The following is a 15119-nucleotide window of genomic DNA, read 5'->3' on the forward strand; positions in this document are numbered from 1 at the left end:
AAAATTTCATAACTATGTTTACAAATGTTCATCGGTCATATATGATGAAAGTATCATAATTAAAAGGAAGTGTAAGCATGACGATAGCAAAGCTCATTGATCATACAGCACTAAAACCAGATACATCTAGAGCTGCCATTATGCAGTTACTTGAAGAAGCAAAAACTCATCAATTTGCATCCGTTTGTGTGAATCCAACTTGGGTATCTCTTGCAGCGAAGGAACTAGCAGGAACAGGCGTTGATGTATGTACAGTCATCGGTTTCCCGTTAGGTGCAAACACAACAGCAGTGAAAGCATTCGAAACAAATGATGCAATTGAAAACGGTGCAACTGAAGTGGACATGGTTATCAATATTGCGGCATTGAAAGACGGCGAATATGATGTGGTTGAGCAAGATATTCGTGCAGTTGTAGACGCGGCAAAAGGCAAAGCCTTAGTGAAAGTCATCATTGAAACTTGTTTATTAACAGATGAAGAGAAAGTCAAAGCTTGTGAGCTTTCAGTAAAAGCTGGCGCTGATTTTGTGAAAACATCGACTGGATTTAGTACAGGCGGTGCAACAGCTGAGGATATCGCATTAATGCGTAAAACAGTTGGACCTGACATTGGTGTGAAAGCATCAGGCGGCGTGAGAACAAAAGAGGACGTTGAAGCGATGACAGCTGCAGGCGCTACCCGCATTGGTGCGAGTGCAGGCGTTTCTATTATCAAAGGGGACCAATCAGCTCCTTCGAAAGACTATTAATTCATACGATCCTATGGTAGGATAACATTCGTGACTCATAAATGATGAAAAAGTCATATGCGGAAGGATCTCACTTCTGGGAATTTCTTCCGCTCTTTGTTTGCGAAATATGGTTTGTTCCATACAAGCGCATTAATGTAAACGAATTCATTCGAGGAGGAAAAACATGAAATACGTGATTGGTATCATCGGTTTGCTGGTGATTCTCGCCATTGCATGGCTGGCTAGTAACGGGAAAAAACGAGTAAAATTCCGTCCAGTAATTGTCATGATTGTACTGCAATTTATTTTAGGTTATATTCTGCTCAATACAGGTGTTGGGAACTTCCTAGTCGGAGGCTTTGCAAAAGGATTCCAAATGCTTCTAGGCTATGCCGGTGAAGGAATAAACTTCGTATTTGGCGGGTTAATGAATGATAATGCGTCAACTTTCTTCATCAACGTCTTACTGCCGATCGTTTTTATTTCGGCATTGATCGGTATCTTGCAGCATTGGCGTATCCTTCCGCTTATCGTACGCGGAATCGGTTATTTGCTTAGCAAAGTAAACGGTATGGGGAAACTAGAATCTTACAACGCAGTAGCGTCTGCGATTTTAGGACAATCAGAAGTGTTTATTTCTATTAAAAAGCAGCTTGGATTGTTACCTCAGCAGCGTCTTTATACATTATGTGCATCTGCGATGTCGACAGTATCGATGTCTATTGTCGGTGCGTACATGCAAATGATTAAACCAGAGTACGTGGTCACAGCACTTGTGCTGAACCTATTTGGTGGATTTATTATCGCGTCTATTATCAATCCATATGAAGTGGCTAAGGACGAAGACATGCTCGAAGTCGTTGAAGAAGAAAAGCAATCCTTCTTTGAAATGCTTGGCGAATATATTATGGATGGTTTCAAAGTAGCGATTGTTGTCGCTGCGATGTTGATTGGATTCGTTGCATTAATTGCGATGATTAATGGAATCTTTACAGCTGTCATCGGTGTTTCTTTCCAAGATGTACTTGGATATGTCTTTGCCCCATTTGCTTTCCTTGTCGGTGTTCCTTGGAGTGAGGCGGTACAGGCAGGAAGTATTATGGCAACGAAAATGGTATCCAACGAATTTGTGGCGATGCTGGCTCTAACTGGAGATGGCTTGCATTTCACAGCTCGTACAGAAGCAATCATTTCTGTATTCCTTGTGTCATTTGCGAACTTCTCATCTATCGGTATCATTGCTGGAGCAGTCAAAGGCTTAAACGAAAAACAAGGGAACGTTGTCGCACGCTTTGGATTAAAGCTGTTATTCGGTGCAACACTTGTCAGCTTCTTAACAGCAGGCGTTGTCGGTTTGATTTACTAATTTAAAAAAAGGAATGGTGAAAACAATGAGAATGGTAGATATCATTGCGAAAAAACGTGACGGAAAAGAATTATCTTCAGAGGAAATTTCTTTCTTTGTCAAAGAATATACGGACGGAACAATTCCTGACTACCAAGCAAGTGCCTTGGCTATGGCAATTTTCTTCCAAGATATGACGGATCAAGAACGTGCAGACTTAACGCTCGCTATGGCGAACTCAGGAGACACGATTGACCTGTCTGCCATTGAGGGCATTAAAGTAGACAAGCACTCAACAGGCGGTGTAGGCGATACAACAACGCTTGTACTTGCTCCTCTGGTGGCTGCACTTGATGTACCTGTTGCGAAAATGTCTGGGCGCGGCCTTGGACATACAGGCGGTACAGTGGACAAGCTTGAAGCGGTAAAAGGCTTCCACGTAGAAATTACAAAAGACGAATTCATCGAGCTCGTGAACCGTCATAAAGTAGCGGTCATTGGGCAATCAGGCAACCTGACACCAGCGGATAAAAAGCTTTATGCCCTTCGTGATGTGACAGGTACCGTTAACTCGATCCCGCTCATTGCAAGCTCTATTATGAGTAAGAAGATTGCTGCTGGTGCAGATGCAATCGTACTAGATGTGAAAACAGGGGCAGGTGCTTTCATGAAAACCCCTGAAGACTCTGAGAAACTTGCAAAAGCAATGGTTCGCATCGGAAACAACGTAGGCAGACAAACGATGGCTGTCATCTCTGATATGTCTCAGCCGCTAGGATTAGCGATTGGAAATTCCCTTGAGGTGAAAGAAGCGATTGATACACTCCGAGGCGAAGGTCCTGAAGACTTAAACGAGCTTGTGCTCACATTAGGAAGTCAAATGGTTGTTCTTGCGAAAAAAGCAGAGACACTTGATGAAGCTAGAGAAAAGCTAATTGAAGTCATGAAAAACGGCAAAGCACTTGAGAAATTCAAGGAATTCTTAGAAAATCAAGGTGGAGACGGCTCGATTGTAGACCAGCCGGAAAAACTGCCGCAAGCCCCTTACCAAATCGACGTTCCTGCAAAGGAATCAGGTGTGGTTGCTGAAATCGTCGCAGACGAAATCGGTGTTGCAGCGATGATTCTTGGAGCAGGACGTGCAACAAAAGAGGACGAGATCGACCTATCTGTCGGTATCATGCTGAACAAAAAAGTCGGCGATCGTGTTGAAAAAGGAGATTCACTCGTGACACTTCATGCAAATCGTGAAGATGTTGCGAATGTCATGGAAAAAATTTATAACAACATCCGCATCGCAGATCATGCTGATGCACCAACTCTCATTCACACTGTGATCACAGAATAAAGGAAAAAGGACAAAAGTGCTTCGTCGCTTTTGTCCTTTTTTTGTTCATTTCTTTTTCTATTGAGATAAAAAATTTCACTTTATGAAACAAACCTCTTGCAATCATCAAATAATGGGTGTATATTAGTTGACGAGTCAATGATTGATATATCAACTAATTGATCTGAATAGAAAAGAGGGGATGGCATTGACTGCATTTTGCTCTGAAAAAGCAGAGGTATTATACCGTTTGCAGTGCGTGAACCGTATGATGGGTGTGAAGTTCGAAGCATGCACGGGCATCAGCCAATCAAGACTAGAGTTGCTATCACTGTTATTCCAAGCCGACGAAATCAGCCAGTCAGATTTGCAGAAAAAAGTGAATATTGACAGTGCGGCTGTGACGCGTCACTTAAAACAGTTAGAAACAAAAGGAATGGTTACGCGCAGAAGAAAGCCAGAAGATAATCGAGTCACACTTGTTCGTCTGACAGAAGAAGGCAGAACGAGAATCGAAGCTTCTAAAAAAGAAAAAGAACGATTTATCTCAGAAATGCTTGAAAACGTAAGTGACGAAGAACGAAAGCTTCTCACTGATGTGCTCATGCGAATACAACAAAACATCGAAAAGATTCAAACAACCTAAAGGAGTGTTTCAACATGGCTACAACATTAAAAACAAACGATTTTATGGAAATTATGAAAGGGCGCCGCTCCATTCGTAACTATGACCCAGCTGTGAAAATCAGCAAAGAAGAAATGGCAGAGATTTTAGAAGAAGCAACAACGGCACCATCATCAGTGAATGCACAGCCTTGGCGCTTTATGGTCATTGACAGCCCAGAAGGAAAAGAAAAGCTTGCACCACTTGCAAAATTCAACCAAACTCAAGTGTCAACATCAGCAGCTGTCATTGCAGTATTTGCAGATATGAAAAGCAATGAATACTTAGATGAAATTTATTCAAAAGCAGTAGAGCATGGCTACATGCCGCAAGAAGTGAAAGAAAGACAAATTGCTGCACTAACTGCACACTTTGAGGTTCTTCCAGAGCAAGTCAATCGCGAAACAATCTTAATTGACGGTGGAATTGTGTCTATGCAGCTTATGCTTGCAGCACGTGCACACGGCTATGATACAAATCCAATTGGCGGATTTGATAAAGAAGTCATCGCTGAAACATTTGGCTGGGATAAAGAACGTTATGTACCAGTGATGCTGTTATCAATTGGGAAAGCTGCTGACGAAGGTTATGCATCTTACCGCTTACCGATTGAACGCATTACAGAGTGGAAATAATATCTTTTCAAAAGGAGACGATCATATGATTATTATTCATGCAGGGATGACCATTCATCCAGAAAAAGAAAACGTATTTCTAGAAGAAATCAACGCATTAATGAAAGCTTCACAAGCGGAAGAAGGCAATGTATCCTACAAGCTGTTCAAGGATACAGAAAAGGAAAATACCTTTTTAATGGTAGAAGTGTGGAAAGATGACGCTGCGGTTCAGAGCCATAATGCAAGTGCACATTTCCAAGCTTTCGTAGCGAAGGCAAAAGAATTCTTAGCCGCTCCACTTGACGTTGTTGCCTTTCAAGGCCAGCAGCTTTCATAGTAAAACAACAAACACCCTAGGCGGTTATCGTCTAGGGTTCTTTTATTTTCGACACCTTGTTCCACCCATTTCAATCCCGTATTGTGCATTTTCCACAAAGTTTCTGAAAATAAAATGTTTTTCGACTTAAGTATATTGGAATATGCTAGAATGAGATATTATTTATTACCAAATTAGGGAGGAACTAATATGAAAAAAGGGAAATGGACGAGCATTGCACTAACGGCTGTCCTCAGTTTAGGCACATTGGCAGCTTTCAGCACCCCTCTATCTGCCCACACCACAGAGAAATCAACATCCTCAGATGGCGGTCATTATTCAGGTATTCCATTTGACGCAAGTGTCGTGAATGAAGACCGTCTCATCAAAGCCTTGAAAAAACAAGGAAAGATCAAAAAGAATGCCAATGAGGCAGAAACCCAAAAAGCATTAAAGAAATATCTAAAGAAAAAAGAAGAATCTGCCATGAAACAAAGTGCAAGCACCTTAACAGAAGAGCCTGAATTTCTGAAAGAATACAAACAAGAGGTACATAACAAATTAGCCAACAAGAAAAAGTTAAAGAAGCATAAAGGAAAAGAAGGGAATCATGTAAAACCGGTCAAAAAGGAAAAGTATAAAGGCGATGTTCGCAATGATAAGGTATTGGTTTTATTAGTAGATTTTAAAGATTATAAGCATAATAGTATTAAAAAAGAAGAGACTGATATGTACTATGACAAGTACAATCAACAGCACTATCAAGATATGCTTTTCGGAAAAAATGGCTACATCGGTCCAGATGGTAAACGCAAAGTATCCATGAAGCAATATTATGAAAAGCAGTCCGGCGGTAGTTACACAATCAGTGGAACAGTTGCAGGATGGTATACAGCTAAGCATGAAGCAGCCTATTACGGTGGAAACGTACCAGACGAATCAGGCAGTGACGGCAAACCGCGTGAATTGGTGAAAGAAGCACTCGAAGCAGCAGCAAAAGACCCGAACATTGATCTCGGTGAATATGATCAATGGGACCGCTATGATATGGATGGAGACGGCGTTTATAACGAACCAGACGGCATCATTGACCATCTGATGGTCGTTCATGCTGGCGTAGGTGAAGAAGCTGGCGGCGGACAACTTGGTTCTAATGCGATTTGGTCGCACCGCTGGTCACTTGGTGATGTATTTGAAATTCCAAACACTGAATCTGAAGTCGGGCGAGGCGGAAAATTAGGTGCGTTAGATTACACTATCGAGCCTGAAGATGGCGCGGCAGGCGTGTTCACACATGAATTCGGACATGATCTTGGTCTTCCTGATGAGTACGATACACAGTACACAGGCGGAGGCGAGCCTGTTTCATACTGGTCGATCATGTCAAGCGGAAGCTGGGCAGGTAAAGTCCCTGGAACGGAACCAACAGGCTTTAGTCCATATGCGAAAGAAATGCTTCAAAACTTGCATGGCGGTAACTGGCTTACTGGACAAACCATTGATGGTAAAACATTAAAGAAAAGCAAAACAGTGCTAATTGATGAAGCAGCAACAAAAGGAACGAACCATGATGCGGTTCGAGTGGATTTACCAGATAAAGAGATTGTGGTCACAAAACCTGCTCAAGGACAATATTCGTACTTCAGCGGAACAGGTGACAATTTGAATGCGACCATGACGACAACAGGTATCGATTTGTCGAAGGGGAGCAAAGCAGAGCTTACATTTAAAGCATGGTACGATATCGAAGAAGATTATGATTATGCGTATGTAGAAGTACGTGAAACAGGAACTGATCAGTGGAAGACCATTTCTGGTAACATCACGAATGATCGAAATGAAGCAGGTGCGAACGAAGGCAATGGAATTGACGGAAAATCGGACGGATGGGTAGATGCAGCCTTTGATCTTTCTGCTTATGCAGGGAAGAAAATCGACCTGCAATTCCGCTATACAACCGATGCAGGCTATTCACTGCCAGGCTTATTTGTAGATGATTTAAACATCACAGCAGATGGGACGAAAGTGTGGTCAGATGATGCCGAGGGCACGTCTAAGTTCACCTTTAACGGATTCTCAAAATCTAATGGAAAACAATATGCACCCCAATATTATTTGCTAGAGTGGCGCTCTTATGCTGACGTTGATAAAGGCTTAAAGCATATCAAACGTGGGGCAAGCCTCATGAGCTATAATAACGGTTTGGTCGTGTGGTATGTCGATCAATCCTATAGTGATAACTGGGTAGGAAATCACCCAGGGAACGGTTTCCTTGGGGTAGTAGATGCAGATCAGCAAGTATTGAAATGGAGTGACGGCTCCATTGCTGCCACAGGCTTCCAAGTACATGATGCAGCATTTTCTTTGAATCCAAGTACGAAGCTGAATATTGATTATACAGCGACAACAGGCTTAACATTGGCAGATCGCTATATTCGCCCGACTCGTACATTTAGTGATAAAAAGAATTATGTGAATCCAAATAACCCAGATGCAGGACGTGATGTACCAACATATGGTCTATCCTTTAAAGTCGTTGGACAAAGTAAGGATCGTTCTGTTGGAAAGGTATTAATTTCTAAAAGTAACTAAACAGAAAGCCGGATTTTACCATTGAATCCGGCTTTTTGATATGGTAATAAACTGTTTTTGATGAAAAGGACGGCTTTTTGGTCGAATGTCTGTTCTTTTTTATTTTGATATCCGAATGAAACCATTATATAATAGAGACTGGAAGGTTTTTCTTTCATTCATGGTTCTTTTTTAGCTGTTAAAACAAAGGAAAGGATGAGCGTTACCAATGAGTTGTGTCACTGCTAAGCAATTAAAGGTGATTAGAGGGACGATGCAGACTTTTTGCAGCCATTTGGAGTATGATGGTCACGGTAAGCTTCATATCAATACCATCATGGCTTTTATTAAAAAGGAATTCGGTGTGAGAAAAATGAAAGACATTCCACAAAGCCGGTTTACTGAAGCGCTTGAATTAATACAAGACTTTGATTTATACACGGATAAAATAGAGATTCGTGATCGTCTATCAGAAAGGAATAACTAAATTGAATATTTTAGCAATGATATTAGTAGGAATTGTCGCATTAGAACACATTGTCATTATGTTATTAGAAATGTTTTTTATGGAATCAAAGATGGCAAAGAGATCCTTTAAGCTGCCAGAACACTTGCAAAAGGATCCAAATGTAAAAGTGATGTTTGCCAATCAGGGGCTTTATAACGGGTTTTTAGCTGCAGGACTCATTTGGGGGCTCATTCTCGGATCGAATACTGTTGGATATATGATTCAGCTATTTTTCATTCTTTGTGTGATCATCGCTGCGGTATTTGGCGGTGTGACCTCTAATAAATCAATCATCATCAAGCAAGGAGTACCAGCGCTGCTTGCATTAATTGCGCTTATCCTGGCAATTTAACCATAAATAAAGCCGCCCTAGTGAGGGCGGCTTTTATCTTTTTCGAAGACCCATCAGACGAATAATGGATGTCAGACAAAGAGCAACGGCAACAGCCAAAATAATTTTTCCATACATGACCCCTGTTAGGTTCATCAAAAAGACGGCCAATATGATACAGAGCGTGATGATGATCATCACAATCGAATAGGTTTTCATCTCTTTTCCACTCCTTTTAAAGTCCCCTCACATCCGAGAGGTCTATCCATCTTACCTCATATGATATCACTCAATGACAATTTTACATGAAATTCCCTACCAATAGAATGTGACATATTGATTAGATTTGAAGTCATGCCATATTTTTTAGAAAATCGGGTATACCATAAAGAGCTGCATCGAAGTTTAATTGCTTGATATTTAATTGTGCAAAATATAAAATAACCATATGATATATCGAAAGGATGATCAAGATGAGTAAGAAAGTGTTATTAGTATCGACAAGCAGTTCGGAAATGAACGGACATCCAACAGGCTTATGGCTAGAAGAATTGGCAGAGCCATTTCATATTTTTAAAGAAAATGAACTAGATGTCCAAATTGTCTCTATTCAAGGAGGCACTGTGCCTATTGATAAAAATTCCATTCCAGAAGGTGTTCCAGCGCAATATGAAGATGTATATGAATTACTTCAAGAAACAAAGGCGCTTACAGATGTGAACCCAGCCGATTATGATGGCATCTTCTTTGCGGGAGGACACGGTCCAATGATCGACTTTGCATCTAATCAACTGGTAGCCGATGCAATCTTAGCCATTTCAGACAAAAATGGTGCAGTCGGAGCTGTTTGTCACGGCGTTTCAGCATTCGTTGATGTGAAGGATCAAAATGGCAAATCATTTATCGAAGGCAAAAAAATCACAGGCTTCACAAACGAAGAAGAGGAAGCTGTTCAGCTGACATCAAAGGTTCCATTTTTATTGGAAACAAAACTTCGTGAGCAAGGGGCAGCGTTTGAAAAAGGAGATGCCTTTGCACCATTCGCTGTAGTTGACGGGCAAATCATTACTGGACAAAACCCAGGTTCCAGCGCAGAAACAGCACGCCTGTTTGTTAAAACCATTTCATAAAATGATCAAAAACCAGTCGTAATATATGCGGCTGGTTTTTTTGTCATAAAGATGTCCTAAAAAAGACCAAAACAATGAATAGAATAATGGTAAAATATTAACAGGGCAAAAAACCTAATTAAGGAAAAAGGGGATGTTCCTGTGAGAGCATTTTATGTGAAAAACACTGCAGCTTTATTGTCTATTTTACTTGTCACAACAGGTTTATTTTCACCAGCATTAAAAGCAGAAGAAGCACCGAAATCAGATGGGAAATTGTCATCACTGACGGAAAAAGCTATTCAGCAAGTGCAAGAGTCGTTTTTGAAGCAGGATGAAGGAACCGCTATCCAACAGAAGCAACTGAAAAAATCTTTTAAAGTAGATAAGAAAAATGGAATCAGTATCAAACGAAAAGCCGCTAAAGATGGCAAGATGCGTACATCTGCCATTCGCTCCATTGATGGACTAGCAATCAACCAATCGGTTGTCTTATCAGAGGACGACCCAGTTGATTTATGGTTTTTAAGCACATCTTCACCTCAGGCACTCATCAGCCGGATTACCTCTTCAAATCCCGATTATTTCGTTCAATTATTTGTTGTTGATTATGAAACAGGACAAGCGTACCCGACAGACCTGATTCAGCCCGCAGGCAGTCTCCTTGGTTTGACCAACTTACCAGCAGGTGACTACGCATTCGGTATCACAAGCGGTGGAGATTTCGGAGACTCTTACACGTTACAAGTGAATGCAAAAAACCCGCCCAATTTCACAGGGGCTGTATCCCTATCGTCAACCTTACAATACTTTGTAGCTGAGTATGCAAATGGGGATGTATTTGCAAATGGCGCAAAAGTATACAACAAGCAATCGAAGACAGCAGATTATGAATGGGAGCGTGTATTTTATTTCTCTTATGATGGTAAATACGAACAAAGAACCCATTCAATTTCAAGTGTAAAAGTGAAAAGCATTTCCGCTCCAGTGTCGTACTCAGCGCCTTATGCAAGCTCCTCAGAGGCCATTCTCGTCTACTTAGATGTGGAGACATTGTTTATGTACCATCAATCTTCATATGCAAGCGGTCAATATTACCACGATACCTTTGTAGATACACTTGGCAAGAAAACGCCAAGGTATTTAGATATTGATGATATGACAAATTACGGCGATCATATTTTAGCTGTTGATTTGAAAACAGGAAAGCCAATTGATTTCTTCAGTGTCCTTAATTTTTACTATGCCGCAGGGATCGAGAAGCTGCCAACGATCAAAACATTGAATTAAGAAAGGCGGTTGACATCAAATCGCCACATGTGTAGAGTAAAGATAATTAAATGATAAAAGTCCACTAGGGGAGTCATGTATGACTGAGACAAGAGGAAATCTTGGACCCTTTGAACCTGATCTAGTTCGTACTAGCGGAGGGAAGTGGAGCTGGACCTTGTCTTATTCATGATTGAATCGATAAGAAGGCCGCTCCATTTGGGGTGGCTTTTTCATTTATTCAACTGAAGAAGAGGAGGCTTTTTTTATGACATTTTCAGCGCAATTAAGAAAAGAAACAGAACCATTATTTGAAGCCATTTATCAGCATCCGTTTGTCAGAGGCTTGGCAGCAGGAAAGCTGGAAAAGGAACAGATCATTCATTACGTCAAACAAGACGCAGAATACTTACAGGCTTTTATTAAAATTTATGCAGCGGCTCTTAGCAGATGTACAGACAAAGAAGATATTGCCTTTTTCCATCAGCAAATTGCGTTTGTATTAGATAGTGAGACGCACCCTCATCAAAATCTTTGCCGAGTGGCAGGTGTATCATATGATGAGCTCCAAGGTGCTTCATTGGCTCCGAGTGCTCATCACTATATTCATCACATGCTGCAAGTCGCCCAGAAAGGCACGCTTGGGGAAATCATTGCTGTCCTGCTTCCATGTCCTTGGACATATTGGGAAATTGGAAAACGAATGCTCTCAGACGTGCAGCCTGACCCGTCACATCCGTTTTATGAGTGGATCACGTTTTATGGAGGGTTAACCGACTCTATTACAGTGGAGCTTTACAAGCGGCTCGATCAGCTGGCGGAAGGAGCAAGTGAGAAGGAAAAGGAAAAAATGAAACAGCACTTTATCTTAAGCTGTCAGCTTGAGTACAAGTTTTGGGACATGGCGTTTACGGTGGAAGAGTGGCCAGTTCCATTGGAGGTGCATTCATCATGACATGGAAGATGAAAGAAGTCGTCCTTGCTGTCATTTTATCCGTTGCGTGCGGTGTCATCTATTTAGGGTGGTCCACACTTTACTTACCAATTACAGCACTTGTTGGCCCAGCAGGAGGCAACATCATGTTTGGCATTTGGGTGATTGCCAGTCCAATCGTCGCGTATATCATCCAAAAGCCGGGAGCTGCCCTGATTGCAGAAACAGCCGCTGCCGCTGTGGAATTACTGACAGGCAGCCACTTTGGTCTTTCAGCCCTGCTGATTGGTGTATGCCAAGGGCTTGGGGCAGAAATCGCCTTTGCTCTTTTTGGTTATAAACGATATCGCATGTGGACACTGATGCTGTCAGGTGCCTTTGCAGCTGTTGGAGCAATGGCATATAGCCTCGTTGCAAATGGCTTTGGTTATTACACGCCTCAAGTTTTACTCATCACACTGATGACTCAAATCATCAGCGGGATGATACTGGGCGGATGCTTAGCGAAAGTTGTGGTCGACGCATTATCCAAAACCGGTGTACTGAATCAATATGCCATCATGAAAGAAAAACGAAACAAAGGTGAACAGCATGGATTCATTTCTCGCGTGCAATAATCTCACTGTCCGTTTTTATGAACAGCCTCAGCCTGTTTTGCATCAAATCTCTCTTTCCATTCAAAAAGGAGAAAAGGTGCTTATTTTAGGACCAAGCGGGAGCGGTAAATCCACACTCATTTCAGTTCTGGCTGGGATTATTCCAGAACATATGGAAGCTGACATGCAGGGCGAAGTGATATTGCAAAGACATACAGGCGTCATGTTTCAAGATCCTGATTCCCAGTTTTGTATGCACCGCGTCAATGAAGAAATTGCCTTTAGCTTAGAGAACCGTTCCGTCCCTCGTGAAGAGATGGATGACATCATTCAGCAGCTCATGCAAAAAGTCCAACTCGATGTCGATCCGAATACAGACATTCATACATTATCTGGCGGCATGAAGCAGCGATTGGCACTTGCTTGTTTACTAGCGTTAGAGCCAGATGTGCTGTTCTTTGATGAACCGACCGCACAGCTTGATCCAGCAGGCAGAATGGAGGTTTTCCAGCTGCTACAGCAGCTTGCAGGTGAGCAGCGACAAACCATGATTTTTGTAGAGCATGTGCTAGATGGTGTCATCGAATGGATGGACCGGGTGATTTTATTAGACGATCAAGGCAGCATTTTAGCAGAGGGGCCTCCAAAAGATGTGCTCGCGACATATGAAGAAGAAATGAAAGAGGCAGGGATTTGGCGGCCGAAATTATTTCCCGAGAAATGGTCCACAATTATTCAAGACCCATTTCATCCAATGAGTCAAACGCTTATGCAAACCTTTGAAGCAAGAAAAGAGCAGCGTAAAAAAGTGCCGTCGACTGAGCGAGAGACCATCATTCGCACAGAAGATCTTCAATTAAGCTACGGGAAAAAAAGGATTATGAGTGACCTTCAGCTGGATATCAAAGCAGGGGATTGGGTGGCGATAATTGGGGAAAATGGAAGCGGGAAAAGCACATGTCTCAAACATTTAGTCCGTTTAGAGCCAACGAAAAAAGGCAGCATTTTCTTAAAAGAGACACCCCTCAAAAAGTGGTCTGACCGACGACTATATGAAAAAGCAGGCTTTGTGTTTCAAAATCCGGAGCTTCAATTCATACAAGACACAGTCTACGATGAAATCGCATTTGGTGGAAGACAGCGAAATTGGCCAGAATCCGTTGTGCAAGAAAAAACAGTTCAGCTATTGGAAGAGTTCGGTTTAGAGAAGCATACAAAAGCGCATCCTTTCACCTTAAGCTTAGGTCAAAAAAGAAGATTGAGTGTGGCCACAATGCTCCTTTTTGATCAGGATGTACTATTGTTAGACGAACCGACTTTCGGGCAGGATGAAAGAACGGCGAAGGAATTAATGAGGCGTTTGAAAGAGCGTCAATGCCAAGGCACCACCATTTTGATGGTCACACATGATATGGACCTCGTCGATAAGTGTGCCGATCAAGTGCTTCTTTTTCACCAAGGAAAGCATGTGTATGATGGCACGCCCTATGATTTATTTTCAAATCAGGAACTTGTCGATGCTTATCAGCTGAGAGCCCCTTTGCATTATCGCTATGTGGCTGAAAGAAAGGACGTGCTGACGATTGCAAAGTAATCACTCCTTTCTTTCCACTGTGAATCCAGTCATCAAATTACTCGCTCATCTGCTTGCGATGTGTTGTCTCATGGCGATATCTGACCCTAAAACAACCTTCATCATCTGGCTGTTTGCACTTGGTATTGGACTTGTCTTAGGCGGATGGAATATGAAGTATCTTTTCACAAGACTTGTCCCTTATCTGCTCTTTTTTATTCTCGTATTTTGGATGATGGCGGCCTTTGGCAAGGGGGATCATACTGTTTGGAAGTGGGCATGGTTTCATATCACAGAGGAGAGTTTGAAAAATGGCCTTACCATTTCTTTCAGAATGCTTGGCTTTGTGACATTCGGTCTCCTTTTTACGTCCACAACAGATTTGACGGCCTTTATGATGAGCTTAATACATCAATGCCGAATGTCCCCAAAATGGGCATATGGGATGCTTGCCGGCTTCCGGTTTATCCCGTTATTTCAAAGTGAATTAAAGCAAATGAAGGCAGCACATAAAATCAGAGGCTATAAGCAAAAAAACAGCTGGAAAGCCTTTATGCGTTATGCACTTCCTCTTTTTACGCAGGGCGTACGAAAATCAGAGCGCTTAGCGATTGCGATGGAAGCACGAGGTTTCACGGGGGCGAGGGAGCGGACGTATTATCATGTCATCAGCACTTCGTGGATCGACTATATGTATCTTTTGCTCATCGGTATCAGTGTCTTGATGTGCATGTCCTTTTTTTAAAAATACCCACATTCTCTTGATAGAATGTGGGCTTTTTATATGTCTTAGGTCATTTGATTGATATTAGTGCACATTACAGGCTGTAATAGACCTTATAACGAACCGATAAAGAGGATGTACTGAGAAAAAGAGAGGATGAACGTGAGCGAATGTCACAGAGAATTGATAACATAATAGACGCTTTACCAATCATTGGACTAGCTATGAGAGAGCAACTAACCTTTTCTGTTTTAGGGAAAGAGAAGGTTCTTTATTATCAGCAACATGGGAACATTGACTTAGGGTTTAAAGCTGGGGACATAGTAGCTCCAGGGTTCGAAAACTTTTCTATGTTGAAAAATGGGAGAGAGCCATCGTTTATCCAAATTCCGAAAGAGGTATACGGGATTCCAATGGATATTGTAGCCGTTCCAATTAAAGATGAGACGGGTCAAGTAGTCGCTGCTTTCTGCGTGGCCTATGACCAGACCAATCAACAACGAT

At 41.9% G+C, this 15119-nt stretch carries 16 protein-coding genes and 1 riboswitch; of the genes, 15 read left to right on the forward strand and 1 reads right to left on the reverse strand.

The window, feature by feature from the left end; genetic code table 11:
- Positions 1–77 precede the first annotated feature (77 nt).
- From deoC to C6348_RS10310, 9 genes are all read left to right on the forward strand, one after another.
- Complete coding sequence (gene deoC / locus C6348_RS10270; RefSeq protein ID WP_106042928.1) at positions 78–749, forward strand: deoxyribose-phosphate aldolase; 672 nt, start codon at positions 78–80, stop codon at positions 747–749.
- Between the two features lie 166 nt (positions 750–915).
- Positions 916–2097 carry a NupC/NupG family nucleoside CNT transporter gene (locus C6348_RS10275; RefSeq protein ID WP_034660501.1) on the forward strand — a complete coding sequence of 394 codons (1182 nt, stop codon included), beginning with the start codon at positions 916–918 and terminating at the stop codon, positions 2095–2097.
- Positions 2098–2122: 25 nt separating this feature from the next.
- Entirely contained in the window at positions 2123–3424 is a 1302-nt protein-coding gene (locus tag C6348_RS10280) for a pyrimidine-nucleoside phosphorylase (RefSeq protein ID WP_095285603.1), read from the forward strand.
- A gap of 181 nt (positions 3425–3605) precedes the next feature.
- Entirely contained in the window at positions 3606–4049 is a 444-nt protein-coding gene (locus C6348_RS10285) for a MarR family transcriptional regulator (RefSeq protein WP_106036377.1), read from the forward strand.
- Between the two features lie 14 nt (positions 4050–4063).
- Complete coding sequence (locus C6348_RS10290; RefSeq protein ID WP_012011776.1) at positions 4064–4702, forward strand: nitroreductase family protein; 639 nt, start codon at positions 4064–4066, stop codon at positions 4700–4702.
- Between the two features lie 25 nt (positions 4703–4727).
- Positions 4728–5021 carry a putative quinol monooxygenase gene (locus tag C6348_RS10295; RefSeq protein WP_060597613.1) on the forward strand — a complete coding sequence of 98 codons (294 nt, stop codon included), beginning with the start codon at positions 4728–4730 and terminating at the stop codon, positions 5019–5021.
- 189 nt (positions 5022–5210) lie between these two features.
- Positions 5211–7592 (forward strand): immune inhibitor A domain-containing protein, encoded by a 2382-nt coding sequence (locus tag C6348_RS10300; RefSeq protein WP_106042930.1) that lies wholly within the window; start codon positions 5211–5213, stop codon positions 7590–7592.
- Positions 7593–7800: 208 nt separating this feature from the next.
- The gene (locus tag C6348_RS10305; protein ID WP_034660495.1) at positions 7801–8058 is read left to right on the forward strand and encodes an ORF6C domain-containing protein; all 258 of its coding nucleotides are present in this window, start codon (positions 7801–7803) and stop codon (positions 8056–8058) included.
- A 1-nt stretch (position 8059) separates the two neighbouring features.
- The gene (locus tag C6348_RS10310) at positions 8060–8431 is read left to right on the forward strand and encodes a DUF1304 domain-containing protein (RefSeq protein ID WP_034660494.1); all 372 of its coding nucleotides are present in this window, start codon (positions 8060–8062) and stop codon (positions 8429–8431) included.
- Positions 8432–8464: 33 nt separating this feature from the next.
- Here the strand turns inward: C6348_RS10310 and C6348_RS18885 are convergent, their stop codons facing one another.
- Positions 8465–8629, reverse strand: a complete 165-nt coding sequence (locus C6348_RS18885) for a hypothetical protein (protein ID WP_003214630.1) — start codon at positions 8627–8629, stop codon at positions 8465–8467.
- Positions 8630–8883: 254 nt separating this feature from the next.
- On the opposite strand from C6348_RS18885, the gene C6348_RS10315 reads away from it, so the two are divergent.
- The 6 genes from C6348_RS10315 (at position 8884) to C6348_RS10340 (ending at position 14636) form a co-directional block, all read left to right on the forward strand.
- Positions 8884–9540, forward strand: a complete 657-nt coding sequence (locus C6348_RS10315) for a type 1 glutamine amidotransferase domain-containing protein (protein ID WP_106042932.1) — start codon at positions 8884–8886, stop codon at positions 9538–9540.
- A 141-nt stretch (positions 9541–9681) separates the two neighbouring features.
- Complete coding sequence (locus C6348_RS10320; RefSeq protein WP_106042933.1) at positions 9682–10809, forward strand: hypothetical protein; 1128 nt, start codon at positions 9682–9684, stop codon at positions 10807–10809.
- Positions 10810–10865: 56 nt separating this feature from the next.
- Positions 10866–10969, forward strand: a riboswitch (TPP riboswitch).
- Positions 10970–11056: 87 nt separating this feature from the next.
- Positions 11057–11743 carry a thiaminase II gene (tenA, locus tag C6348_RS10325; RefSeq protein ID WP_106042935.1) on the forward strand — a complete coding sequence of 229 codons (687 nt, stop codon included), beginning with the start codon at positions 11057–11059 and terminating at the stop codon, positions 11741–11743.
- The gene (locus tag C6348_RS10330; RefSeq protein WP_034660488.1) at positions 11740–12339 is read left to right on the forward strand and encodes an ECF transporter S component; all 600 of its coding nucleotides are present in this window, start codon (positions 11740–11742) and stop codon (positions 12337–12339) included. The genes tenA and C6348_RS10330 overlap by 4 nt, the downstream gene beginning before the upstream one ends.
- Complete coding sequence (locus tag C6348_RS10335; protein WP_106042937.1) at positions 12314–13912, forward strand: ABC transporter ATP-binding protein; 1599 nt, start codon at positions 12314–12316, stop codon at positions 13910–13912. The genes C6348_RS10330 and C6348_RS10335 overlap by 26 nt, the downstream gene beginning before the upstream one ends.
- The gene (locus C6348_RS10340; RefSeq protein WP_034660485.1) at positions 13902–14636 is read left to right on the forward strand and encodes an energy-coupling factor transporter transmembrane component T family protein; all 735 of its coding nucleotides are present in this window, start codon (positions 13902–13904) and stop codon (positions 14634–14636) included. Before C6348_RS10335 ends, C6348_RS10340 begins: the two co-directional genes overlap by 11 nt.
- The last annotated feature ends 483 nt before the right edge of the window (positions 14637–15119 follow it).

The organism is Bacillus sp. YBWC18 (assembly GCF_002998775.1).
Taxonomy (GTDB): Bacteria; Bacillota; Bacilli; order Bacillales; family Bacillaceae; genus Bacillus.